This is a genomic window from Enterococcus sp. DIV1298c (genome assembly GCF_017316315.1).
GTDB classification, from domain to species: Bacteria; Bacillota; Bacilli; order Lactobacillales; family Enterococcaceae; genus Enterococcus_B; species Enterococcus_B mangumiae.
The window spans coordinates 1-24,691 of record NZ_JAFLWG010000018.1 but is presented as its reverse complement, the minus strand read 5'-3'; the positions used below and the strand labels follow the sequence as shown (position 1 = coordinate 24,691).

The 24,691-nt window shown below is 39.1% G+C and carries 24 protein-coding genes; 1 reads left to right on the top strand and 23 read right to left on the bottom strand.

The annotated features are described in order from the left end of the window. Positions 1-18: 18 nt before the first annotated feature. From JZO83_RS05405 to JZO83_RS05375, 7 genes are all read right to left on the bottom strand, one after another. Positions 19-2,175 carry a penicillin-binding protein 2 gene (locus tag JZO83_RS05405; protein WP_207115167.1) on the bottom strand — a complete coding sequence of 719 codons (2,157 nt, stop codon included), beginning with the start codon at positions 2,173-2,175 and terminating at the stop codon, positions 19-21. A gap of 400 nt (positions 2,176-2,575) precedes the next feature. Further along, complete coding sequence (locus JZO83_RS05400) at positions 2,576-3,421, bottom strand: MurR/RpiR family transcriptional regulator (RefSeq protein ID WP_206858414.1); 846 nt, start codon at positions 3,419-3,421, stop codon at positions 2,576-2,578. A gap of 177 nt (positions 3,422-3,598) precedes the next feature. Then, the gene (locus JZO83_RS05395) at positions 3,599-4,003 is read right to left on the bottom strand and encodes a VOC family protein (protein WP_206858412.1); all 405 of its coding nucleotides are present in this window, start codon (positions 4,001-4,003) and stop codon (positions 3,599-3,601) included. A 42-nt stretch (positions 4,004-4,045) separates the two neighbouring features. Then, positions 4,046-4,849, bottom strand: a complete 804-nt coding sequence (locus JZO83_RS05390) for a helix-turn-helix domain-containing protein (protein WP_207115166.1) — start codon at positions 4,847-4,849, stop codon at positions 4,046-4,048. A 146-nt stretch (positions 4,850-4,995) separates the two neighbouring features. Then, positions 4,996-6,930, bottom strand: coding sequence for a threonine--tRNA ligase (gene thrS / locus JZO83_RS05385; protein WP_206858401.1), 1,935 nt, complete (start codon positions 6,928-6,930; stop codon positions 4,996-4,998). A gap of 317 nt (positions 6,931-7,247) precedes the next feature. Then, a complete protein-coding gene (locus JZO83_RS05380; RefSeq protein WP_002287649.1) occupies positions 7,248-7,427 on the bottom strand; it encodes a 2-hydroxymuconate tautomerase in 180 nt (59 codons plus the stop codon). Positions 7,428-7,537: 110 nt separating this feature from the next. Next, positions 7,538-9,349 (bottom strand): heavy metal translocating P-type ATPase, encoded by a 1,812-nt coding sequence (locus JZO83_RS05375; protein WP_207115165.1) that lies wholly within the window; start codon positions 9,347-9,349, stop codon positions 7,538-7,540. Between the two features lie 195 nt (positions 9,350-9,544). Here JZO83_RS05375 and helD point away from each other — a divergent pair, with 195 nt between their 5' ends. After that, positions 9,545-11,827, top strand: coding sequence for an RNA polymerase recycling motor HelD (helD, locus tag JZO83_RS05370; RefSeq protein ID WP_207115164.1), 2,283 nt, complete (start codon positions 9,545-9,547; stop codon positions 11,825-11,827). Between the two features lie 71 nt (positions 11,828-11,898). On the opposite strand, the gene JZO83_RS05365 is transcribed toward helD, so the two are convergent. From JZO83_RS05365 to JZO83_RS05290, 16 genes are all read right to left on the bottom strand, one after another. Beyond that, positions 11,899-12,537 carry a hypothetical protein gene (locus tag JZO83_RS05365; protein WP_206858396.1) on the bottom strand — a complete coding sequence of 213 codons (639 nt, stop codon included), beginning with the start codon at positions 12,535-12,537 and terminating at the stop codon, positions 11,899-11,901. A gap of 351 nt (positions 12,538-12,888) precedes the next feature. Next, entirely contained in the window at positions 12,889-13,608 is a 720-nt protein-coding gene (locus JZO83_RS05360) for a YebC/PmpR family DNA-binding transcriptional regulator (RefSeq protein WP_207115163.1), read from the bottom strand. A gap of 97 nt (positions 13,609-13,705) precedes the next feature. Beyond that, positions 13,706-14,887 (bottom strand): nucleotidyltransferase, encoded by a 1,182-nt coding sequence (locus tag JZO83_RS05355; RefSeq protein WP_207115162.1) that lies wholly within the window; start codon positions 14,885-14,887, stop codon positions 13,706-13,708. A 77-nt stretch (positions 14,888-14,964) separates the two neighbouring features. Continuing rightward, complete coding sequence (locus JZO83_RS05350) at positions 14,965-15,726, bottom strand: class I SAM-dependent methyltransferase (RefSeq protein ID WP_207115161.1); 762 nt, start codon at positions 15,724-15,726, stop codon at positions 14,965-14,967. 1 nt (position 15,727) lies between these two features. Continuing rightward, positions 15,728-16,087, bottom strand: coding sequence for a ribosome silencing factor (gene rsfS / locus JZO83_RS05345; RefSeq protein ID WP_206858452.1), 360 nt, complete (start codon positions 16,085-16,087; stop codon positions 15,728-15,730). 19 nt (positions 16,088-16,106) lie between these two features. Beyond that, a complete protein-coding gene (gene yqeK / locus JZO83_RS05340) occupies positions 16,107-16,691 on the bottom strand; it encodes a bis(5'-nucleosyl)-tetraphosphatase (symmetrical) YqeK (protein WP_206858386.1) in 585 nt (194 codons plus the stop codon). Beyond that, positions 16,681-17,328 carry a nicotinate-nucleotide adenylyltransferase gene (locus JZO83_RS05335; RefSeq protein ID WP_206858379.1) on the bottom strand — a complete coding sequence of 216 codons (648 nt, stop codon included), beginning with the start codon at positions 17,326-17,328 and terminating at the stop codon, positions 16,681-16,683. The genes yqeK and JZO83_RS05335 overlap by 11 nt, the downstream gene beginning before the upstream one ends. A gap of 12 nt (positions 17,329-17,340) precedes the next feature. Continuing rightward, on the bottom strand, positions 17,341-17,652 hold the full coding sequence (gene yhbY, locus JZO83_RS05330; RefSeq protein WP_207115160.1) for a ribosome assembly RNA-binding protein YhbY: 312 nt from the start codon (positions 17,650-17,652) through the stop codon (positions 17,341-17,343). Positions 17,653-17,667: 15 nt separating this feature from the next. Further along, on the bottom strand, positions 17,668-18,777 hold the full coding sequence (yqeH, locus tag JZO83_RS05325; protein ID WP_206858366.1) for a ribosome biogenesis GTPase YqeH: 1,110 nt from the start codon (positions 18,775-18,777) through the stop codon (positions 17,668-17,670). After that, entirely contained in the window at positions 18,774-19,301 is a 528-nt protein-coding gene (locus tag JZO83_RS05320) for a YqeG family HAD IIIA-type phosphatase (RefSeq protein WP_207115159.1), read from the bottom strand. Before JZO83_RS05320 ends, yqeH begins: the two co-directional genes overlap by 4 nt. A 312-nt stretch (positions 19,302-19,613) precedes the next feature. Continuing rightward, the gene (locus JZO83_RS05315; RefSeq protein WP_242542443.1) at positions 19,614-20,348 is read right to left on the bottom strand and encodes an amino acid ABC transporter ATP-binding protein; all 735 of its coding nucleotides are present in this window, start codon (positions 20,346-20,348) and stop codon (positions 19,614-19,616) included. Positions 20,349-20,361: 13 nt separating this feature from the next. Next, complete coding sequence (locus JZO83_RS05310; protein ID WP_207115158.1) at positions 20,362-21,051, bottom strand: amino acid ABC transporter permease; 690 nt, start codon at positions 21,049-21,051, stop codon at positions 20,362-20,364. A gap of 11 nt (positions 21,052-21,062) precedes the next feature. Then, positions 21,063-21,881, bottom strand: a complete 819-nt coding sequence (locus tag JZO83_RS05305; RefSeq protein ID WP_207115157.1) for a transporter substrate-binding domain-containing protein — start codon at positions 21,879-21,881, stop codon at positions 21,063-21,065. A gap of 228 nt (positions 21,882-22,109) precedes the next feature. After that, entirely contained in the window at positions 22,110-22,613 is a 504-nt protein-coding gene (locus JZO83_RS05300; protein ID WP_347401507.1) for a hypothetical protein, read from the bottom strand. 283 nt (positions 22,614-22,896) lie between these two features. Continuing rightward, the gene (locus tag JZO83_RS05295) at positions 22,897-23,775 is read right to left on the bottom strand and encodes a nucleotidyl transferase AbiEii/AbiGii toxin family protein (protein WP_207115156.1); all 879 of its coding nucleotides are present in this window, start codon (positions 23,773-23,775) and stop codon (positions 22,897-22,899) included. Between the two features lie 17 nt (positions 23,776-23,792). Beyond that, positions 23,793-24,650: a hypothetical protein gene (locus JZO83_RS05290; RefSeq protein ID WP_207115155.1), complete on the bottom strand. Its 858-nt coding sequence runs from the start codon at positions 24,648-24,650 to the stop codon at positions 23,793-23,795. Positions 24,651-24,691: the final 41 nt, after the last annotated feature.

Sequence of the window (24,691 nt, the reverse complement as noted above, 5' to 3'; positions counted from 1 at the left end):
ATCTTCTGAACTATTTTTTTATCTATTTGCCATGAACATATCGTAATAAGCATTCATGATCTCTTTTGCAATGATCGAATTCATCTTATCTTTTTCATCTAGAAGATTTGGTAATACGACACTTACCGCGATCTCAGGATTTTCTGTCGGGCCATATGCAACGATATTACTATTGACCGTTGCAATATCGGGATGTCCTTCAGCAACCGTTTCGGCGGTCCCTGTTTTAGCAGAAAGATCCATCTTTGCATCTGCTAATGAGCGAGCAGTTGTGTAGGCATTTGTGCCATGAACCACTTGATGGAAACCTTCACGTAAAAGCGCCATGTTTTCAGGTGAGATATCCACTGTATTTTCAACAACTGGTTCCATTTCCTTTTTCACTTCGCCCAGATTACCATTCTCGTCATTGCCATAGATTCCTTTGACCAGACGAGGTTGGATTCTTTTTCCGCCATTTGCGACGGTTGAAGCATATTGCGCCAATTGGATCGGTGTATACGTATCAAACTGTCCAAATGCCAAATCGGTAAAGTTACCTGGTGTGAACCAGTCTTGGCCATTATCCTCATTGAATTTCTTCATGGACTCAACAGAATGTGAAATCCCCGCAGACTCATTCGGTAAATCAATACCTGTGATCGTTCCAAGTCCGAATTGTTTGAAGCCCTCACGCAATTGTTCATATGCTTGTGCCTCTTCACTCAAACTAGGTAAGCCCATATTCGGTACGTATTCTAATCCTAGCATTTTTAAAGCGACTTTGATCATGTACGTATTTGATGAAAGCTCTAGCGCTTGAACGACATTCAACGGTACGGAACCGCTACGATTGAAGACGGAACTTTTTTCAGAAGAGCCTTGCAGTCTGATCGGTTCGTCAACTAATACTTGATTGCCACTGATCACACCACTTTGCCAACCGGCTGCCAACGTCCCTGCCTTCACGACAGATCCTGGAACAAACGCATTGGTGATCGTACCAAGTGCATTTTCAGTCAAATCTTTTGAACCTTGTTCATGGCTAAAACCAGCCATTGCCAGAACATCACCCGTTTGTGGATTCATCGCAACGACATAGGCACCTGGTGAATATTGGGCTTTGCCATTATCGACTAATTTTTGATAATTGTTTCGAAGAATCTCTTCGACTTTCGCTTGGAACTCTGCATTGATCGATAACATCAAGTTCGAGCCTTTTTCTCCGGCATAAAGTTCTTTTTGTTGGATCACATTTCCATTATTATCTAACGTCACTTCATATTGTGTCTTTGTTCCTTGCAGAACATCTTCATATTGTTTTTCTAAATAACTTTGACCCACTCGGTCATTACGTGAATAACCTTTTGCCAAAAATTCTTCCACTTGATCAGCCGGTAATCCTTGTCTTTCTGAAGTCACACTTCCTAGGATACTCTTTATTGAATCCGCCGCATTGTACTGGCGTACCCAGTCAGTTCCTGTTGAAACTCCCGGAAGATCTGAAGCGTGTTCTGCTACGATCGCCAATTCTTGATCTGTCACATCAGAATTTTTGATAAAGACTGTATTCAATTCATAAGCGTTATTCATTCGTTTGAAAATCGTTGCGGCTTTCAACTGTTCTTCATTGAAATTGATTTCCTCATCTGTCACTTTGTCTACCGTTGCCTGGTATTGTTCACTAGTACTCAACTCTTTTTCTTTCGCCGACAAACGTTCGGTCGCCTCTTTCAAGTGAGCAGGATCAGCTAACCAAAAATCCTTCTTATCACGAGTCGTCAAATTTTCATCTACTGGCATGTCGATCAATTGCGTCAGTTTATTTGCTGTTTTCAGCAAGTCCTCGGCTGTCATGTTTCTGCCTCTCGTAAATGTGATCGCCTGATTGGCTTGATTCGTCACTAGTGCTTTTCCAGTCGCATCATAGATCATCCCACGAGGTGAGCTGACTTGCACCGTCAAAGATGAAGAAGATTTGACTTTCGCTTCTAATGTCTCACTGTTCACGATCTGCAAATAACCTAATCGAGCAATCAATGACACGAACAACGTAAATATAATGAAAAAAAGAAAATTTAAACGAAAAGGAACGTGTGAACGACGAAACGTCTTGTTTTTCGGTTCTTGAGTCCCTTTTTTTATTCGATCTAACCAAGAATTATTTGTATTTTTTTTCATAAAACTTTTCATCATTCCTATCTTTTGCAAGGTTGTAACAGAAGCATCCAACTACGAAAAATAAGCATTGCAAACCTAAAATATCTTCTTATATTTTGGCGTTGCAGGACTTATTTTTGAAAGAGTTGCTTCCGGAACACCGTTCTTTCGATTTGAGGGGACGACAGATAACTCATGTCATAGTGCCTCCATTGTACCTAAAAAAAACAAAATTAAAAAGTAAAATCCCAATCCGCAAGAAATTCTTTAATTCTCACCTCGAAAAAACCCGATTTGTTTCACAAACAAGAAATGTGTCACAAAAAACAACTTTAAAAATCTTTAAAAAATATGGTTGTTTTTGAAAATAAAGTTTTCTTTTACCGTGAAACAATGGAAACTAATCTGACATTGTGGAAAACTACCATCTGTTATTTCATTTTCGTTTGACATAATTCTTGATTGCTTCTTTGGTTTGCATGACTTTGTCGGTCAATTTTTCATTCTTCGCCATGTAGAAATAAAAAATGATATCGATCGTTGCAAATTGCGCCAGCAAAGAGTTTGTTGCCGCACTACGATTCGTGATCTCTTTAGGTCTTGATGTTTGGACAACGACATCAGCCAATTTGCTTAATTGGTTGTTCCCAAATTGTGTCAAGGCGATGACCTCGATCCCTATTTCTTTCGCTAACTGAGCAAGCATCACTACTTCTTTGCTGTTCCCAGAGTTAGAAACAAGCCAAAGTACTTTTTTAGTATCGTTACTTACTAGTTGTGGCAATAACACATGGATATCTTTTTCAAAAATGATCGGTTTTCCTACACGAGACCATTTTTGGAGAATGTCCTCCACAACTAAAGAAGACGCACCTACTCCATAGAGATAAACGGTCTGGGCTTCTTCCAGACGTTTCACGACACGTTGGATCATCTCTTCTTCTAAAATATCCACGGTTTCTTTGATCGCCACTTGCGCATTGTTTCCTAACTTATGCTTGATCGAATAAAATGACTCGTTCGGTTCGATGTCACTAAAGCCTTCTACAATACCGGCTTGTAGTTCCGTAGAAACATTGATTTTGAAAGCCGTCAAACTTTGAAAACCAAGTTTTTTAGAAAAGCGAACCACTGTAGGGGCACTTACCCCAGCACCTTCTGCTAATTCATTAGCTGTCATCATCGGAATTTTTTCTACATGTGTCACGATATAATCGGCTAATTTTTTTTCCGCCGAGGAATACTCATTCATCATACTTTCGATACGACTAATTACGCTCATCTGCTACACTTCCTTTTTTCTATCAGTCTATATGATTATAGCATACTCAAAGGAAAACAAATCTGCTTCGGAACAAGAAAATCAAAAACATTCATTCGGCAAAAAAAGAACCCTAAATACGCGTGAACTCAGATATCACTTGTACTTTGGATTCTTTCTTATACATTTTTTAAATGCCTAAAAACCATCATTTAGTTCAAATAAATTACCTTCTGGATCTCTAAAGTAGGCACTCATAAAGCCGCCCCAAGTCTCCATTTTCTGTGGCTCACCTAAAAAAATCACGCCATTTGCCTTTAACTTCTGATAATCTTTTTGAATATCTTTCGTAGGGAGCGTAATCACTACTGTATCAGATGCTTTTTCTCCAACAGATGGCGTGTAGCCATTGATCAAAGACATTTCTTCTGCCAAAGTCATATCAAAACAGTTAGGTTCTCCTTCAGCCATTGCAAATGACGTATACGGACCTTTGCTATCTCCCCATGTAGGGACTAAACCTAATTTTTTTGTGTAGAAGTCATAACATCGTGCATAATCTTTTTGAATCACTAAACCTATTTTTGCCTGATTAAAGTTCATCTATCGACCACTCCTTTTATAAGTTACTCTCATTGTAACAACTCAACGAAGTAACGTATTGGATAGAAGCGACATTTTTCGCTGCTCGCTTAATTTTATGAATTCACTCGGTGTGAGGCCGATATTTTTTTTGAACTCATTGATAAAATGAGATTGATCATAATAATTTTCAACAAGCACTTTTCGATCCGTTGGTTGTGTGAATAAAATCGTCAAACTATGGTGAAATTTGATGATCGATAGCCCCATTTGCGGCGTGAGACCGTAGTGCTTTTTGAATAAGCGCTGGACTTGGCGTGGACTCAAGCCCATATACTCATACAATTCTTGAGTAGATGACATTTTTTTTACATATAAATCTTCAAACAGCTTGATGTATTCATTATTGATAATCAGTTCGGCTAAACCAGACAGATGGCCAATCAGCGTTTCTTTCATTTCTTCAATCGTAAGAGTAAAAAATTGTGTCGTATCAAAATCAAGCGCCACTTCCTCAAGCGGTAATACTTTATCCATTGCCTCAGTTGCCTCTCGGCCAGTCAGTGCAAAAAAAGCACCTGGCTTTAAACGAAAACCAATATAGTGTTCGGGAAAATTCGAGATAAAGTTGAAGTCAGTTTTACTTGAACCGGTATAAAAAACAGATTTTTCCAAGACATTCACAATCAAATCGCTGCAACCATCAGCGATGATCACATCGTTCATCGTGCCACTAAAATCAATTGCAATCGACTCCCACATACACACCAAGACATCTGCTAAGTCAGGGAGATATATTTCTGTATAGTTGATTTTTTCTTCGTATTCTTTATGGAATAGATGATGCGGTTGGATTGGCTGGTACATTCTCTTCTCCTTCTTTATTCAGCTACTTCTATCTTACCATGATTTCGTTTTTCCCATCAGCAACGATCAGCTAGATAAAAAAAACAGGGAAGAACATTTTTGTCCTCCCCGTTTTGTATTCACTTATAACTTTTTAAAAATTCGTCTTAACGGCTGTAATTATGAACTTCTTCTGACATCGCATCAACAAAAATATTCAAATCTTCTACAGCTGTTTCTTTACTTCCGTAGCGGCGGATATTCACTGTTGCATCTGCCATTTCTTTGTCACCAACAACGATTTGATATGGAATTTTTTGTGTTTGTGACGCACGGATCTTATAGCCCATTTTTTCATTGCGGTCATCGACTTCTACACGTAAGCCTTTCATTTGTAGACGTTCTTTGATTTCATAAGCGTAATCGCCATGCGCATCAACCGAAACTGGGATGATCGTTGCTTGGATCGGTGCCAACCAAGTTGGGAATGCTCCTTTGTATACTTCAGTCAAGTAAGCGACAAAGCGTTCCATCGTTGAAACGATTCCTCTATGGATAACGACTGGTCGATGGTTGTTTTCGCCATCTTCTCCCACGTAAGTCAAATCAAAGCGTTCTGGTAATAAGAAGTCCAATTGGATCGTTGATAATGTTTCTTCTGTACCCAAGGCTGTTTTTACTTGAACATCTAATTTTGGTCCATAGAAGGCTGCTTCTCCTTCTGCTTCAAAGTACTCAAGCTCCATTTCATCCATCGCAGCTTTTAACATGATCTGTGCTTTTTCCCACATCGCATCGTCATCGAAATATTTATCTGTATTGTTTGGATCACGATAGCTTAAACGGAAACGATAGTCTGTGATATTGAAATCTGCGTAGACAGCGACCATCAACTCCAACGTACGTTTAAACTCATCTTTGATTTGATCTGGACGGACAAATGTGTGGCCATCGTTCAATGTCATTTCACGTACACGTTGCAATCCAGATAACGCACCTGATTTTTCATAACGGTGCATCATACCAAGTTCGGCGATACGGATCGGTAATTCACGGTAAGAATGGATCGTGTTTTTATAGACCATCATGTGGTGTGGACAGTTCATCGGGCGTAAAACAAGCATTTCGCCATCTCCCATATCCATTGGTGGGAACATATCTTCTTGGTAATGGTCCCAGTGTCCTGAAGTTTTGTATAACTCAACGTCACCCATGATCGGTGTATACACATGTTGATAGCCTAAGCTGATTTCTTTGTCCACGATGTAACGTTCGATCGTACGACGGATCGTTGCACCTTTTGGTAACCAGAATGGTAAGCCTGAACCAACTTCAGGTGCTACCATAAATAGCTCCAATTCTTTTCCTAATTTACGATGGTCTCTCTCTTTGGCTTCTTCACGCATTTGGATAAATTCTTTAAGAGCTTTTTTATCAAAAAATGCTGTTCCATAGACACGTTGCATCATTTGATTATTTGAATTTCCGCGCCAGTAAGCACCAGCAACCGATAATAATTTAAAGACTTGGATACGTCCAGTTGAAGGGACATGTGGGCCACGGCATAGGTCGATGAATTCTCCTTGTTGGTATGCAGTGATCACTTCATCTTCTGGTAATTCACTGATCAATTCCACTTTGTAAGGATCGCTTGCAAAGATTTCTAATGCTTCTTGTTTTGATAACACACGACGTTCGATTGGCAAGTTTTCTTTAACGATCGCCATCATTTCTGCTTCGATTGCTGGTAGATCTTCGGCACTGACTTGGTTTTCGCCGTTGTCTGTATCGTAATAAAACCCTGAATCGATTGCTGGTCCTACACCAAAGTGGATATTTGGATACAAGCGACGCATTGCTTGTGCCATCAAGTGAGCACTTGAGTGACGAACCAAAGCAAGGGCATCTTCATGATCTGGTGTCACGATCTCGATTGAGCCATCTTCTTCGATCCCACGGTTCAAGTCGATCAGTTCACCATTCACTTTACCAGCCAAGGCTTTCTTTGCTAAACTTTTAGAAATACTTTCTGCAATCTCTGCAGTTGTGATCCCTGGCGCAAACTCTTTTACAGCACCATCGGGAAATGTCATTTTTATCATAGGGGATTCCTCCTTTAATTTTTGTTTTACCACTAATAAAAAAAGTCCTAGTATCTATACAGATACTAGGACGAAAAATTCGTGGTTCCACCTAATTTTGAATACGATGTTCGTATTCCTCAAGCGTGATAACGGTACGACCGCCTTTGTTTCAACAAAGGTTTCGAAAGTGGTCATCCTTTGGTTTTCTTCTGGAAAATTTTCAGCCTAGCTTTTCCTCTCTTATCGAAGACTCTCAAATTCAGTTGTCTTTCTCATCAATCATCTATGAATTTATTTAACCACTATTGTTTAAAAAAATCAAGTCTCGAATCAACTTATTTTTTCCATTCACCATTGACACCATATGTGCCTTTTTTCATTTCGTTGATGATCACATGAATGTGTTCTTTTGGTGCTTGCGTATTTTTGTGGACAGCTTCGGTAATATCTTTCATCATGTTTTCTAATTGTTCGGGGCTACGTCCTTCGACTAATTCGACATGTACGAATGGCATGTTTTCAACTTCCTCTCACGGTTCTTTTTTTGTTTGATCAAGTGTTACTTCTCTCTTTGCATCATACCGTAAAAAGATTTTGCTGAAAAGTCCTTCTTGCGATTTTGTCCTTAATTTTGCGGGATGACCCGATTTCGTTTTTGAGGTGAGGATTTTTTGGCACGCAACGCACTTAAAATGGAAACTGTATCAACAACTTCTTGGAGCATGGCACCAAACAATGCTGGAATGACTCCTGTACTTGCAACAAGCATCAAAAAGACACAAACAAAAATACCAATCAAAACAGACTGTTTCGCTACTTTCATCGTATCTCTAGAAATCATCACTGCTTCGGCGACTCGCTCCAAGTCATCTTTCAAAATGACAACATCTGCGCTTTCACTTGCTGCGGTAGAACCATGTGCCCCCATGGCTATGCCTACATCAGCTACTGTTAAGGCAGGCGCATCATTGACACCATCTCCCACCATGGTGACAGGGCGCTTTTCTTCGGGGATACTAGTTAAAATCGTTAACTTATCTTGTGGTAAGCAACGAGCATGGATTTCAGTCAAGCCAACTTTCTCAGCAATTGCTTCGGCAACCGTATGCCCATCTCCTGTTATCATCAACAAATCTTGAATCCCTTGTGCTTTCAAGTTCGCAATCGTTTCCTTTGCTTCTGGGCGAATCGTGTCAAAGAAATAGATCGTCCCCGCATATCTTTCATCGATCGCCACATAGATCGTAGTTGTATCGGTTTTAGATTCAGGTACGCCGATAAACTTTGCATTTCCTACTTTGACATGACGTCCCTCGACTATTGCTTCGATCCCTTGCCCTGAGATTTCTTTTAAATCAGTGACTGGTAACAGTTGTGGAACTGCTTGAACTAAAGAACGGGCTAAGATGTGAGCAGAACCTTGTTCCGCACTTGCTGCCACGCGCAATAATTCCGCTTCTGAAAATTGAGAAACTGGATCAACGCCAGTGACTGCAAGAATACCTTTGGTGATCGTTCCTGTCTTATCAAAAGCAATCGTTTTTGTTTCAGCTAATTTTTCAACAGCAGTCCCAGTTTTGACCACGATCCCGCTTTTACTTGAACGACTCATACCCGCCACTAAAGCGACAGGGGCAGCTAAAATCAATGGACAGGGCGATGCTACAACTAAAACTTGCGCAAAGCGTACAGGATCCCCACTGACCCACCAAGCAATTCCACCGATCACGTAAGCAATCAATGTAAAAGGAACAGCATAACGATCTGCCAGACGAACAAAGCGTGCTGGTTTTTCTTTCGATTCCTCCACAAGCTTGATGATGAGTTGGTACTGACTGTCTTCTGCCCGCTTTTCAACGATCATCTGAACAGACGAATCGCCGTTGACCGAACCAGACATCAATTCATCATCAATCTTCTTGACTATCGGTTTCGATTCACCCGTCAGCGACGCTTCATCAAAAGTAGATTCGCCCTTTATCACTCGTCCATCAGCCGGAACGATTTCTCCTGGTTTGATTACCAACCGATCGCCAACCTCAAGTGCATCTACTGAAACATCGAGTTGTTTATCTCCTTCCAATTTATGGGCAGTTCGCGGCGTATTATCTAATAGAGATTGTAATTCTTGACCCGCTTTTTTCTGCGCATAGTCTTCCAGACTCTCACCACCTGTCAGCATAATCAAAATCATCAAACTCGCCCAATATTCATTGACAAGCAACGTCGCAACGATTGCGGTGATTGCTAAGATATCTACGCCATATTTTCCTGAACGTAGCGTTTTGATCATTTCAATAAACATCAAGAAGGCGAGTGAACCGCCTGTGACAGCAATGATGATAAACGCAAGGCGAGGACGATCGAACATAAACTCACTGACCAGTGCCACCACACCGATCAGTAGTGTCATCGCAAATTTTTTATAATGTGTCATTTCGTTCAGCTCCTTTCTCCATCTTTAGAATACCTGTTCTCTTAGGCCATTCAAACTAAAAACCCCTAAATGAAAACAACTATCACTCTCAAATACTTTACGATTATTTTTAGTTGACTCTCCGATGTACCTTTTTTAATCAATCTGTGCTATACTTTTAATTCGTTATTTACGGCGGAAGGAGTAAACGATGCAATGAATGAAAGACAATTAGAACAACAGCATGTGGAAGAAACCACTCAAATGATCCAATTAGAACAACGCCTATTAAATCGCAAATTAAGCGACTTGACAGAAAAAATGAATGATTCCACAAAGGAAACAGCGAATCACAAAATACGTAGTGGCTCTAACGAATCTTTTTATGAGTCAGTAGTCGAATACCGCCAACATGAACAAGAACTACTTTTAAAGTACCACACATTAGAATCGCAACAAAAACGCCTACAAACTTTAGAAGTGATGAAAGAAAATCCTTACTTTGCCCGCATTGATTTTAAAGAAGAAACAGAAAAAGAAACCCTCTATCTAGGTATCGCTTCATTAAGAGATACGGATGAAGAAACGATCGTGATCGACTGGCGTGCGCCAATCGCTAACCTCTATTATGAAGGGGAAATCGGCCCTGCTTTTTACGAAACCGATGTAGAAAAAATCGATGTGGAACTGCTATTGAAACGACAATTCAAGATCGTTGATGGGAAAATCGTCTCGATGGTCGATACATCCGAAGTCATCAATGATGATTTTCTGTTAGAGATTTTAGATGATGCTTCTAGCGCTCATATGAAGAACATTGTTTCCACGATCCAAAAAGCCCAAAATGCAATCATTCGTGACACAAACAGTAAAGTCATGCTGATCGAAGGGATCGCTGGCAGCGGTAAGACTTCAGCGTTACTTCAACGAATTGCGTTTATTCTTTATCACAATCGAAAATGGTTAGATGCCGAAAATGTCTTATTATTCTCGCCGAATCATCTATTTTCTGATTACATCTCCACTGTTTTACCTTCTCTAGGTGAAAGTGGTGTACCGACACAAACATTCAAAAATTATTTACAACAGTTGTTGCCTGAATTTGATTTGACAGAGGAAGAACAACAAGAAGTCGGTTTTCTCTCTGGTGACAATGATCCGATCAAAACATTGAAATCTGGCTTGACTTTCGTTGAGCATCTCGATACTTACATTCAAACAATCACTGATTTTGGTCCTTTGTTCCGTGAAATGAAAATCAATGGTCGAACCATTTTATCAAAAGAAGCGATTCGAAGATGGTATCAAGAAACAAATGAATTACTCCCCTTGCATCAACGCCTGTCCTTGCTGCAAACAAAACTATTGAAAAAACTAGGCGGACTGCAAAAGGATGAAACTCGTCAGAAATGGGTCAAAGAGCTTGCAGAAGAGCAACTCCAAGAACTATATGCCACCGATCCAAACTTAGAATACACCGAACAAAAAGAAAGATCATTGCTCAAAAAATTAGCGAACCAAATCGTGAAAAAAAGGTTTCGTAGAGTTCATCGTGGGATCTTGCAGTATCAATTTGTCAACTTACCCAAACAGTTTCTTCACTTTCTACAAACAGTGCCTAAAGAGCTGTTAACGTCACATGGCGTCAGCGAAAGTGCTTGGGGTGAACACCTACAAGTAGTCAAGACGAATTTACGTACCAGAGAGCTCCCACAAGAAGATGCCGTTTTATATTTTCTACTGATGCGCCGTGTCCATCCTGTATCAGTCACTCAAAAAGCACGGTATATCTTCATCGATGAAATGCAAGATTTCGCACCTTCACAAGTCGCTTTGCTCCAATCGATCTATCCAAATGCTAACCTAACATTTTGTGGAGATCTAAATCAAAATGTCTTTGGTAATGAAACGATCACTGGTTCGTTAGAGGCGCTTTTCCCAGAAAAAGAAGTGACACAGTTTCAGTTAACCACGAGCTATCGCTCAACGAAACAGATCACTGATTTTGCGAATCATTTCTTAGCACATGATAATGTGGTAGAAACAACCGCTCGGGAAGGACGTTTGCCATTGATCGTCCAAAGTGATTCAGCCTCAAGTAAAATCCAGTGGTTGGAACAAACGATCACAGAGACGAAAGAACAAGCAAAATATTGGCGCACTGCGATCATTGGCAAAACAATCGCTGAATGTGAAACTCTTTATGAACAATTGCCGGCTTCATTAAAAGACCAAGTCCAGTTGATTGCGGATGAATCTGATTTTATGAAACGTTCGATTATTCTTCTCCCGGCTTATCTAGCCAAAGGATTAGAATTTGACCGAGTCTTTTTGTGGAATGTGGATGACGCACATTTTAATTCTGGCCATGACAAACAGATTTTATATACGATGTGTACGCGCGCCATGCATGAATTGATCCTCTTTACATCCGCTAAAGATGCTTCTTTTCTGCAAACATTGGCTACTGAACATTATGAGTCTCTCGCTTTAGATTGATTCTTTGCATAAAAAAACAGAGATTTTCTACATGACGTGTAGAAAATCTCTGTTTTTTATTCATCTATCGATCACAACATCAATTCTGTGTTTGGGTATTTCAAACGAACAAGTGAGACGATCATTCGCAGTTCTTCGATATTTTCCGGATATTCTGGGTCAAACACCTTGCTGTGTCGACCGATCCCGCCATTATCGATCAAACGATAAATACGATTCCAATCCATGAATTGTTCGACCGTCTGGAAATTGCTGATCGGATAGCCGCCACTGTCCAATATTTCTGAGACACGAAAGGCCAGATAAGCAGTATCGATGACTGTCTCTTTTTTTGGTGCCATTTTTGTGCTTGTTTCAATCAATATCTTTTCTGGTTGATGCTTCAGACTCCAGTCCAACAATAAAAAGAAAGCTTCCATTCGATAATCTTCTTCAAACAACTGAAATGCTGAGTCAGAACGTCGAAAAAGCAATGGAATCAAATATTTTTTTTTATAGATCAGCATAGGTGCCCGATCAACCATACATTCTAGATAACGATTCAAATAGCCTGTGCCTATATAGTTTCCTAAACGATAACCTTCTACGCCATAAGGTGCATATTTTTGAGCAAGCTTTGAGCAATCAGCGATATTGACTGCCAATTCTTCTACTTTTTGGTAACCGCTTAGAATACGTTCGAAAGGCTCTAGATTAATTTTTGCTTCCATTATTCTTTCCCCGCCTACATCAAATTACTATTCGTTTACTCACGATACTTTAATAATAACACAGGTTGAAATAGAAATGATAATAAATCACAAAAAAACTGTAACAAATAACACGCAATTTTTAATTTTACTACGACTTCTTTGTTGTCTTTTCTAAACTTTTTAAGCCTCTGCTTCTTTTTTCACTCTCACCGAAAAGTTCCTTTATCAGAAAAAATGGAGAGATAAAAGATCGAAAGTAAAACATGACATTGGGTTTTTGGGTATGATAACAACTGCTTAGTCTTTCAAAGAAAATAAAAAAGAACTTGAAAATGGTTCTTTCAAGCCCTTTTTATCAGTGTTCCTCTATTAATCTTCTAACGCTACATTATGGAAGACATGTTGAACATCTTCTAGGTCTTCTAATACGTCAATCATTTTTTCGAATTTTTCTAAATCTTCACCAGTCAATGTGACTTCATTTTGAGGGATCATTTGGATCTCAGCAATAGAAAATTCAGTGATGCCTTTTTCTTTTAGTGCTTCTTGGATACTGTGGAAATCAGGCACTTCACCGTAAACGATGATTTGTCCATCTTCTTCCATGACATCACGCACATCGATGTCTTTTTCCATCAAGTACTCTAAGATCTCATCTGCATCTTCGCCGGCAAAACCGAAAATCGCCGTATTATCGAACATATAAGAAACTGCACCAGATACACCCATATTACCACCATTTTTACCGAATGCGGCACGCACATCAGCGGCTGTCCGGTTCACATTGTTAGTCAACGTGTCAACGATGACCATTGAGCCATTTGGTCCAAATCCTTCATAGCGCAATTCAGAGTAAGTTTCATCTCCTGAACCTTTCGCTTTTTCGATTGCTCGATCAATGATATGTTTAGGTACATTGTAAGTTTTAGCGCGTTCAATGACGAAACGTAGTTTTTGGTTAGCGTGTGGGTCAGGGTCACCTGATTTTGCTGCTGCATAGATTTCAATTCCGAACTTCGCATAAACTCGGCTGTTGTTTGCATCTTTAGCTGTTTTTTTAGCTACGATATTGGCCCATTTACGTCCCATAGTTTCACTTCGCTTTCTGATTTGATATAAGATAGATACTTTTGATTCGTGCGGGAACACACAAAACGTCCTGTTTCATTATACTTGTGAATCAGGTTTATGTGAAGCTTTTTTTCTCTTCGATCGTTTCAATAAAGACTGGTTTTCGCCCAAATACTTGTTCCGCTACCTCGCCACCTAAGCGATAGATTTCGTCACTGCGAACGAGTAGTTTTGCTACTTGCGCTTCTTTTTTGCCGATTTTAGAAAAGAGTGCGCATGCTTTTTTATTTTTGAGACATGCACGACCTGCTGATGTAAAGCCCAGCACATGGATATATTCTTGTAACTGTTGTTCCTTCATTTCTTCTTTTCGGATATTCAACAATACATAGCAAGACAAACGCTGGATCCTCGTCCAAGTATAACGTTTTGTTTTGACTTGTTCGACAAACTCAGCAAACGTAGTGGCAGTCTTTGCCGCTTCTAACATTCGAATTTCTATGCCTTCCGTCATCTGATAGATTTGTTGCAACGAGTCGACCGTGGAGGAAAGAAGTCGGTATTTTAACAAGGGCCAATAGGATGCCCATGTTTGTAAACTTCCTGTCGTTAAAAACGTCTCTGTTTCTGAGGGGACTGTGGCAGAAATCGAGCGATGTTCTGTTAGTGCTTTACGAATCGCCGTGGCACTAGCAATCGTTTCTTCAGACAATTCTTTATCATGATACCCTGCCCCTTTACGATTGATCGGGATTAATTTCATCGGATGTTCATAGGTCGCATTTTCTTTTGCATAGCTCAACCCTAGGATATGATTAGGTGAGGAAAAATCAAGCGAGATCTCTGGATAGACTTGTTTGAATACTTGTGTCATCTTTTGCGGATAACTCATCGTCTGATCAGGCAACGCTTGGAAAGCTTTAGTGATTTGATCTTGATGTTGCATGACAAACGTTCCAAATGTTTGATAATCAAACGCCTTCTCGTCCTCTGTGCCAAAACATAAATAATCACAACCTAATTTTTGCAATAGTCGAACTGCACCTTTCGCAAAGTAATCAGCCGATTGTACCGCCCATTCGATCGGTAGTTCTACCACTAGATCTACTCCGTAGTGCAACGCCACTTCTGCACGTTGCCATTTATCAATGATCGCCGGTTCCCCTCGTTGCAAAAAATTTCCGCTCATCACCGCAATCACCACGTCTGCCCCAGTTTGTTCCTTAGCTTGTTGTACATGGTAAAGATGCCCATTATGAAATGGATTATACTCCACAATGATGCCGCAAACTTTCATTTTCTTTCCTCCTTCCATCTAGTAAAAAAGAAGAGACAAAGCTTTATGATCCAGCCGTCCCTTCTTTTTATTTTTAACTACAGTTCGTCTGTATCGCTTTCGTCCTTATGAGCAACAAAAAACCAGCGTCTTGATTCTTCGTTAGGTGTCTCATCTGTAAAATCAGCACATACTTCAACTTTCGCAAAGCCACTATTTTCCAGCATATGCAAGTAATTCTCTAACGGATACGTGCGTTCTTGGTGTAGTTCATCTTCACGAATAAACGTACCTTCTTTTTCTTGAGACTCGACGAAAAATGTCAAATAATGTTCAATGCTATGTTTTTCTTTTCCAGCATAACTATCCCAAAGAAAGGCAAAATTGTCTCCTTGGTAATGATAACTATACTCTGGAAACACTCGATCGATCTGATAAACGGAATGAACATCAAACAAGAAACGACCGTTCTCTTCTAATGCCTGAAATACCTCATCAAAGACTTGTTGCACTTCTTGATCATTTTGCATATAGCATAAAGAATCAGAGAAACAAGTGATTGCTTGGTACTGTCCACTTTCGGAAAGATCTAACATATTCCCTTCCACAAATTGCACTGTTGCTTCTTCTTCGTAGGCCCGTTGACTGGCGATCATCAGCATTTCTTCTGACAGATCCAAACCAGTCACATTGTAGCCATCTTTGGCAAAAGCGACCGCTAATGCGCCAGTACCGCATGCAAGTTCAAGGATATTTTTAGTTGTTTCCGGTAAATGCCGTTTAGAAAAAGCCAACCATTGATCATATAACCCGTCGTCCATTACTTCATCGTAGATAAAAGCAAATGTTTCGTATGCCATTTTAATCCAACCATTCGTTCAAGTCGACAAGTGGTGCGTCTGACCATAGCTTTTCTAAATTGTAGAAACCACGTTCTGGTGCATGGAAGACATGGATGATCAAATCACCAAGGTCGATCAGGATCCATTTGCCGCCTTCTTTTCCTTCTACACGTTTTACTTCATACTTGTTTTCTTCTTCTTTTTCGATGATTTCTTCCACGATGGCATTGATTTGACGTTCACTGTTTGCTGAACAGATCATGAAATAATCAGCCAACAATGAGACTTCACGGACGTCCAAAGCTAAAATATCTTCTGCACGTTTTGAATCAGCTGCTTGAACAGCGATTTTTAATTGTTCTTTACTATCGATGATGATTTCCTCCTATATTGGCTAGCTATTTTGCTACCCAATGATTGTATGTTTCGATTGTTTTTGGATATATTTGTTGTTCTTGCGCAATCAGATGCGCTAAAGTATGTTTGGTTTCGAATGCGACTGCTTCGTCAAGATCGATCATCGCAAGTTCACGAGCTTCTTTAACACCTGGAAAAGAACGTCCAGGCTCGATGTAATCAGCAACATAGATGATTTTATCGAGTAAAGACATCTCAGCCGCTCCCGTCGTATGCACACGAATGGCTTGCAAGATCTCCTCATCCGTGATGCCTAGTTCCCGCTCCACAAAAGATGCACCGACCAAGCCATGCCAAATGGCATTCCCGTAAGCGAGCAACTCAGGATCAAAGTGATCCCGTTCGATGACTAGTTTAAACTCATCATCAGGTCGTTCTTTCGCATAATCATGTGTCAGTGCAGCGATGCTTGCTTTTTCTGGTGAGCAGCCATATTTTTCAGCAAGAGCGATCGCCGTTTGTTCGACACCTAAGACATGTTTGAACCGTTGCTCACTCATTCGCATTTGGACTTTTTGCATCAAGACTTCTCGAGTATATGCCGTATAATCTGTACTATAATTCATGTTGATACAAGCCTTCTTTCTGAATATAATCCAAGACTTTATCTGGGACCAAATAACGGACTGAACAACCTTGTTGGATCTTCTGCCGTATTTTTGTCGAACTCAAATCGATTTCCGGAACATCGACCCAGATCACTGGGTACGGTGTTTCCACTTGATAACCGCGACGGTGGATTCCTACAAAGTGGACCATCGTCAACAATTCATCGATTTTGTACCACTTTGGCAAATATTCGACCATATCGCCACCAATGATAAAATAATAGTCCGTATCCGGATTATTTTGCGTCAAAGCCTTCATCGTATCATACGTATAGCTCTTGCCACCTCGTTCGATCTCAATCGTTTCAATCGTTAAAAAAGGATTGTCTTCGATCGCAAGTTCAAGCATGTTTAAGCGGTGTTCTGCCGGTATTGTTGGCTTTTCATCCACATGAGGTGGTTGATAGGAAGGCATTAAACAGACATGGTCTAGTCCTAAATTCTGTCCTGCTTGTTCTGCCATGACTAAATGGGCCAGATGCACAGGGTTGAAAGTTCCTCCCAAGATCCCCACCTGTTTTCTTTTTTCATAAAGATGGGGCATTTCTTTTGGAAATACTTGAGGTCGAACAAAGGATCTCGCTTGCGATTTCATCTTCGTCACTCCTTAGATTGCATGTACTTCTTTAGATATCCGTTGATATTTTTCTTTGGTCGAAGCTTTGTATAAAACAAGTACGCGTCCGATGATCTGTACCACTTCACATGCGATGGCTTGTTCTAATACTTGTGCCACATCTTCCGCGATCTCGTCTGTGTTTTGTAACAATGATACTTTGATCAATTCTCTTTTTTCAAGGGCTTCTTCGATTTGAACGATCATCGCTTCATTGACTCCACCTTTACCGATTTGAAAAATCGGTTGTAGATGATGGGCTTGACTACGTAAAAATCGTTTTTGCTTTCCTCTTAAACTCATGCTTTTCCTTCTTTCTTAAATGAGTGCTTTTCTTCTTAACACGTGTACCCCTTTTGGCGCCCAACCTGCAATGACTGCCGGTTCTGTCACAGTGATCCACCCTAGTCCTGCAAAGACGATATCTGTCTTTTCTTTGACAGAAAATTCAAAGCGAACAAGTTCAGGGAAGTCACCGACTTCATTTGGACGTGGTGGTTGCAATAATCCACCTACATGTTTTTCATAAAAAGCATCTGCTTTTTCCAATTTTGTCCGATGCAAGTTGACATCATTTGATACATAGGCAATAAATGAACCACGTTTCCCACTGATGAAGTCGAATCGAGCTAATCCACCAAGGAAAAGCGTTTGGCCTTCATTCAGCTGATACACTTTAGGCTTGATTTCTTTCGTCGGTGCAATGATCCGTAAATCTTTTTTGCCTAGATAGTGCGCCATTTGATGACGATGGATGATCCCTGGGGTATCGATCAAAAACTGACCATCATCTAATGGAATCTCGATTTTATCTAACGTCGTTCCTGGAAATTGCGACGTGGTGATCACTTCTTGGACCCCTGCCGTGTTTTTGATGATCTGATTGATCAGCGTCGATTTCCCAACATTCGTTACACCAACGATATATACATCGCGGCCTTCACGATATTCTTCGATCTTCTCAAGTAGCGTCGTCATCTCAGGTGCTTTTTTCGCACTTGTCAATAAGACATCGACAGGTCTTAACCCTGCTTCATGGGCGCGCTCATTCATCCATTGGATCATTTTTGATTTTTTCAATGATTTAGGTAGGATATCGACTTTATTTCCAACTAAAAGAACTGGATTATTCCCGACAAACCGATGTAAGCCAGGAATCAATGATCCGTTAAAATCAAAGATATCGACTACATTCACGATCAATGCGTCTTTTTGTCCTAATTCATTTAGTAATCGTAAGAAATCATCATCCGTCAATGACACATCTTGGATCTCATTATAATGTCTCAAACGAAAACAACGTTGACAATAGACATCACCTGTTGCCAGCCCTTTTTCAAGCGCGGCTTTTGGTGTGTAGCCTAACTCATCAGGGTGTTCTGTTTGGATCATCACACCACAACCGATACATTGTAATTCTTCGTTCATTCAATGCCACCTCGCCAATCCATATCTGGATGTTTCTTTACTAAATAATTCATGATCTTACGCTCCCAGAACCGATTGAACTTCGTCTTCCAACTATCTGTATCAATGATTGGTTTGACTAAGACACTACGGATACCGGCACTATTGGCGCCACGAATATCGGTCATGATCTGATCACCGACCATGATGATCTCCTCATCTGCCAAATCTAACATTTTCTTCGCTTTATTGATGCCGACTGGTAAAGGTTTCAATGCTCTTGCGACATAAAGCAGCTCAAATTTTTCAACTGCACGAGCTACCCGTTCTGAGTTGTTGTTAGAAACAACGACTACTGGTATACCCGCATTTCTCATTTCTAAAATCCAACTGAACAATTCTTCTGTCCCGTCTGGATTATTCCAAGCAATCAGTGTATTATCAAGATCCGTTAAAACGGCTTTGATCCCTAGTTTTTTCAGTTGTGCAGGGGTAATTTTATAGACGGCTTCTACCATCCATGTAGGTTTATAATTTGAAAACATGTTGTCTCCTCATCTGCAAAAAATGAAGGAGCACGAAATGTACTCCTCAACCCCATATTATACTGTAAAATCTAAAAAAAAACTACCTCTATACATCAAACCTTTTACGTATGGTTATGACAGAAGTAATCAGCGGCAAGAAATCAGCACCCAACTTCCAAAATAGTTTCCTATTATTGGGGAAGTTGGTTGCTGATTTTCACAGGGATTCTTTGTATTCATTTTTTTAGATTGCTTGAGGACAAAAATCATCATCTACAGGCAGACTCGAAACAAGCATCCAAATCTTCCTGTCTCTTATCTCTTTTCTGACTATAAGACTTTTGCTAAGAAATCGATCGTCCGAGGATGACTCGTTCGTTCAAATACTTCGTCAGGTGTTCCTTCTTCAAGGATCTGTCCTTGATCCATAAAAATGATCCGATCCCCCACTTCTTTTGCAAAGCCAATTTCATGAGTGACAATAACCATCGTCATTCCTTCTTGTGCTAGTTGCAACATAACGGAGAGCACCTCACCGACCATTTCTGGATCAAGCGCCGAAGTAGGTTCATCGAACAACATGACATCAGGTTGCATCGCCAACGCTCGCGCAATCGCAATCCGCTGTTGCTGTCCACCTGATAAAGAGTACGGATATGCAGCCGCTTTGTCTGACAATCCGACTTTTGCCAATAGCTCCAAAGCAATCGCTTCGGCTTCTTTTCTTGGCATTTTTTTCACCTTGATTGGTGATAAAGTGATATTTTCTAATACTGTCATATTGGGAAATAAATTGAATTGCTGAAAAACCATCCCCATTTTTTCTCTTGTTTTAAAAATATCATGCTGTTTATGCGTGATATCCGTTCCTTCAAACTCCACCGTACCCGCTGTAGGAGATTCGAGTAGATTCAAACAGCGGAGAAACGTACTTTTTCCTGAACCTGAAGGGCCGATGATCACCACGACCTCGCCTGCTGAAATAGTAGTAGAAATACCTCTCAACACTTCTGTTTCTGCAAATGATTTATTTAACTGCTTGATCGTCAATATTGATTTTTCCATACGTTGTTCTCTCCTAACGTTGATACCCTTTACCGAGTTTTTTCTCCCAACTACTCAACAACCGCGAAGTCACAAAAGTCATAACGAAGTATAACCCTGCGGCAATAAAATAAGGTTCTAATGGGATATAAGAGTTTGAGATCACGATTTGAGCAGATCCCATCAATTCATTGATACCGATCACTGTCAGCAGGGAAGAATCTTTGATCAATGTGACAAACTCATTTCCTAATGGTGGCAAAATATTTCTCAACGCTTGTGGGAAAATGACATAACGCATCGCTTGTATGGGACGTAACCCTAACGAATAGGAAGCTTCTATTTGTCCCATATTGACAGCCGCGATTCCTCCACGAATGATTTCAGCAACATATGCGCCAGAATTTAGTGATAAAACGATGATCCCAGGTATCAAACGACCTAAGTCGATCGTCAAAATACCTACTGACCAGTCAACAGCTGGAAAGAAACGTTGTAATAGAATGAACCCGATCATGATCTGTAACAGCATCGGTGTGCCTCTTAATAATTCGATATAGCTATTAGCCAACCAATTCAAAGGCTTGACTTTTGAGCGCTTCATCAATGCCATCGCTAAACCGATCAACGTTCCAAAGATGACAGTCAAAATAGAAATGACGATCGTAACGACCGCACCTGACAGAAAATAGGGTAAGTATTTATCTAAAAACGAAAAATTCACACGGCTTCCCTCTATTCTGTCGCTGTTTGTTCAGCTAATTCATGATTTTTTTTGATAAATTCATCGATCTTGCCTTCATCGCTCAACTTTTTGATGATGCGATTCAACTCTTCTTGTAATTCGGTACTACCTTTTGGTAAAGCAACAGCAAAGGCTTCATCATCTGATTGTTCCAAAGGGATATCAGCGATCACCAAGTTAGGATTTTGAGCGATATAAGCTTCGGCGATCGTCTGTTCAACGACCATTCCATCAAGTGAACCTTGATTGATCTCGATCACCATATTTGGCACCTTGTCGATTGTAACTACTTTAGCCTCTTTGATTTGTTCGTTGATCACTGCTTCTTGGATCGAACCTTTTTGCGCACCTAAGCTCTTACCTGCTAAGCTATCAATGCTTGTTAATGTACCTTGGTCTTTTTTGTTGATCACGAGCACTTGTGGCGGATTGTAATAGTTGTCGGTGAAATCAAATTGTTCTTTGCGTTCTTCAGTCGCTGAGATTGCTGAGATCGCTACATCGGCTTTTCCTTCTTTTAAAGAGGCTAACACTGTATTGAAACTCATATCTGAAAGCTCCAGTTTCACACCAAGTTCATCGGCAATAGCATTTGCTAAATCAATGTCCGATCCGACGATTTGATCTTTCCCATCAACGATCGTATGAAATTCAAACGGCGCATAATCAGCAGACGTCGCAACTTTCAATACTCCACTTTCTTTGATCGCCGTCAATTGATCGGTTGATTCAGCTGCATTCCCATTCCCGCAAGCGCCTAATGCGAATGTTGTAACTAAAAATAAAATAATTCCTGAAATCTTTTTCATTGTCTCGCCCCTTATTCATTTTGTTCTGTCATTATAGCATGAAAATTTCAAAAATAAACTATTTTTTGTATATTTATTTAATTTATTTTGATTTTATGCTTTAAAAATGAATAATATGAGCGAATAAAGAATATTTATTTCCATCCTTTGCTTCAGGTAATGAAAAAAAAAGCCGAGTACTAGGTCTCAGCTTATATCATTCTTTATTCAGATTTTTTCTTTACTCAACTATTCCCCATCCTCTGACACAAAACTATATTCAATCTTATGTGAGTCAGCTAAACGATTCCCACTTTCATCTACCCAAGAGAATTCTTTTCGATAATCCTTCCCGACTAATGTTGTCGTTTTCTTCTCCTGATTGACTTCGACTGTGACATGTTTGATTTCTTTAACAAACGTTTGAAAAAGTTCAGTCGTTTTTAGTTCTTGTTCTTCGGTTGTAAAATCAGGTGTCAGCAAACTTTTGATTTCTTTTTCTTCACTGCTTGATAGTTTTAAATCAGCGGGATTTTGATCAAGGTTTTGTGTCAGTTGGATTTCTTTCATGATTTCTAAATTCCCCTCTTTAAGGGTATAACTTCCTCTGTTTTGTAAAGTTCCACCATTCGTTACTTGAACGATCTCGGCGTTTTTTAATTGATCCTCATTCGATTTAGAGCAGCCAGTCAAAAATAGCAACATCGAAAACAACACTCCGTAAAAAAGAACATTTAATGATTTTCTAAACACACTATCAACTCCTTTTAAAAAAAGATATCACACTTTTTAAAAATAACAAAAAATAATTTTAGTTGTGATTGTAAAGAATAAATTGACTATAATGGATTTGTAGCGAATATAAAGGGAGTAATAGTAAACAAAATATTTTGCATGATATTACTTTTTTAACATGTTGTTAATCAGCTATTTGACATCAGGATAAATTAAAACAGATAGCCCCACCGTAGCTTTCTTTTAACTGGTATATTTGATTACTCAATAGGCTAGTAGTTTTTATTTTTTTTATACCATATTATTCTATGTATATTCTATGTAATTTTTCTAAATACTCTTTGAATTGCCTAAGGATAGTTTTAAATCTTAGATGTTTAGCATATTCTCTGTCTTTAATATAATTCTTCCAATAAATATCATTCATTTTTTTATTTGCAATTATTTCATCAACAATAAAAAACCAATCCTCGAACCGTTCTGCATCAATAGGCAGTTCCTTATGCCTAAACAACCATGTATTCTCAAAAGCCTTATAACATTTAGTAATACTCGGTTTATATTGATAATTTAAAATCAAATGTATATCGTAAAAATCTTTCATCCTGGAGTTTTTTGTTCCTAAATCCAATATTATTTCTGTTTTTTCAGCAAGAATGGTCTCAATCGGGTAAGCCTGCAAAGTGATTGATTTATGGTCCCCTTTTTTCTCATTGAAAAGTAATGGTATGTCTATAACTTCTGCTTTAGGAGTTATAGTGTCCCCCACACCTAAATCTAGATCAAATTGAACGATTGAATTTTCTTCTAAAAAGGTCATTTTGAATTTGGCTCGAAAACCATCATATTTACGTTGTTGCTGAGATTCTGATAAATTGATCAACTCAAATCGTACGCCATCATCCAGATCAATACTAACAATATTTTCAAGCACTCTAGTTACATTCATTTTATCTGCTGATATCTCTTTTAATAATGTATCTAAATCTCTTGTTGTTCTTTGCTCTACTTTAAAAATAGCTCCCAGTAAAAAACCGCCTTTAAGGATAAAGTTATCCTTATAGTCACTTTCTTGCAATCTAGATAAAAATCGTTCAGTTGCGTATCTTATCCTGTACTCTTCAACACTTATTCCTGAATTCCTAGTCTTTATTATGTCTTTTAGTCTGTTTGAATTCATCCGTCACTGCCTCCTTCTTATAGTTGCAACTCCCACAAATACTTGTCTAGTTCCTTCAATACACCTTGTTTGTGCGCTATTCTTCTCAATCGGTTACTATCTCGGTGATATAAATCATAATATCTTCTAAGAGCTTCATGTTTAACCTCTTCTTCTATATTAGATTTAGGAGCCAATATATCTGCTATAGTTCTCTCTGCTGATGTGACTCGAACAAGGTTATTCTTCATTGATTTTTTTAAAACGATCTGGGTACTTCCTATTGGATTATTTTTCGTTACGAATATGGGATCATTTTCATAATAACTCAAAACAAGAGCCTTATTATTATTGTATACTCCATTATAAATCTTAATGTAATCATTTGAATTTCTTTCTAATTGAGAGAATTTGTAATCCTTTGGCAAACTAACAATAGTTCTTTTCGGAATCACATCACTCAAATCTAGCATATACAAAGCCGATTCATGTGAAATAACTGCTTTAGAATATTGAGATTGAAATAAAAATGGTGCATCTATGTTTTTATGTGGAAAAATATAAATTCCACTTGATACTTCTTGTAATTTATACTTGTGAATGAATTTATTTAAATAATAGTTACTAATACCTACTTCATTCATCATTTTTCTCACTATATTACCATTATATTTTTCAGCTTGAATAAGAAATAAAAATTCCTTCGATTCTATATCTGGTAAACTAGAATCTAGTAAATAATCTTTCAATTTATTGGCAAAAAAGGGGCCACTTAAAAACTCAATAACTTGTGATAGCTGATCAACATCTAGAATACCGATCATCTCATTAACCATATCTTTTTTTTCTTCAACACTTTTATCATTTTCTAAAAAGTCATCTAAATTAGAATACATCCTCTAACCTCCCTTACAGCTACTTATTTTAACATTTAACG

Coding starts and splice junctions, on each gene's coding strand:
- JZO83_RS05405 (WP_207115167.1), bottom strand. CDS start 2,175: ATGATGAAAAGTTTTATGAAAAAAAATACAAATAATTCTTGGTTAGAT.
- JZO83_RS05400 (WP_206858414.1), bottom strand. CDS start 3,421: ATGAGCGTAATTAGTCGTATCGAAAGTATGATGAATGAGTATTCCTCG.
- JZO83_RS05395 (WP_206858412.1), bottom strand. CDS start 4,003: ATGAACTTTAATCAGGCAAAAATAGGTTTAGTGATTCAAAAAGATTAT.
- JZO83_RS05390 (WP_207115166.1), bottom strand. CDS start 4,849: ATGTACCAGCCAATCCAACCGCATCATCTATTCCATAAAGAATACGAA.
- thrS (WP_206858401.1), bottom strand. CDS start 6,930: ATGATAAAAATGACATTTCCCGATGGTGCTGTAAAAGAGTTTGCGCCA.
- JZO83_RS05380 (WP_002287649.1), bottom strand. CDS start 7,427: ATGCCATTCGTACATGTCGAATTAGTCGAAGGACGTAGCCCCGAACAA.
- JZO83_RS05375 (WP_207115165.1), bottom strand. CDS start 9,349: ATGACACATTATAAAAAATTTGCGATGACACTACTGATCGGTGTGGTG.
- helD (WP_207115164.1), top strand. CDS start 9,545: ATGAATGAAAGACAATTAGAACAACAGCATGTGGAAGAAACCACTCAA.
- JZO83_RS05365 (WP_206858396.1), bottom strand. CDS start 12,537: ATGGAAGCAAAAATTAATCTAGAGCCTTTCGAACGTATTCTAAGCGGT.
- JZO83_RS05360 (WP_207115163.1), bottom strand. CDS start 13,608: ATGGGACGTAAATGGGCCAATATCGTAGCTAAAAAAACAGCTAAAGAT.
- JZO83_RS05355 (WP_207115162.1), bottom strand. CDS start 14,887: ATGAAAGTTTGCGGCATCATTGTGGAGTATAATCCATTTCATAATGGG.
- JZO83_RS05350 (WP_207115161.1), bottom strand. CDS start 15,726: ATGGCATACGAAACATTTGCTTTTATCTACGATGAAGTAATGGACGAC.
- yqeK (WP_206858386.1), bottom strand. CDS start 16,691: ATGAATTATAGTACAGATTATACGGCATATACTCGAGAAGTCTTGATG.
- JZO83_RS05335 (WP_206858379.1), bottom strand. CDS start 17,328: ATGAAATCGCAAGCGAGATCCTTTGTTCGACCTCAAGTATTTCCAAAA.
- yhbY (WP_207115160.1), bottom strand. CDS start 17,652: ATGAGTTTAAGAGGAAAGCAAAAACGATTTTTACGTAGTCAAGCCCAT.
- yqeH (WP_206858366.1), bottom strand. CDS start 18,777: ATGAACGAAGAATTACAATGTATCGGTTGTGGTGTGATGATCCAAACA.
- JZO83_RS05320 (WP_207115159.1), bottom strand. CDS start 19,301: ATGTTTTCAAATTATAAACCTACATGGATGGTAGAAGCCGTCTATAAA.
- JZO83_RS05315 (WP_242542443.1), bottom strand. CDS start 20,348: ATGGAAAAATCAATATTGACGATCAAGCAGTTAAATAAATCATTTGCA.
- JZO83_RS05305 (WP_207115157.1), bottom strand. CDS start 21,881: ATGAAAAAGATTTCAGGAATTATTTTATTTTTAGTTACAACATTCGCA.
- JZO83_RS05295 (WP_207115156.1), bottom strand. CDS start 23,775: ATGAATTCAAACAGACTAAAAGACATAATAAAGACTAGGAATTCAGGA.
- JZO83_RS05290 (WP_207115155.1), bottom strand. CDS start 24,650: ATGTATTCTAATTTAGATGACTTTTTAGAAAATGATAAAAGTGTTGAA.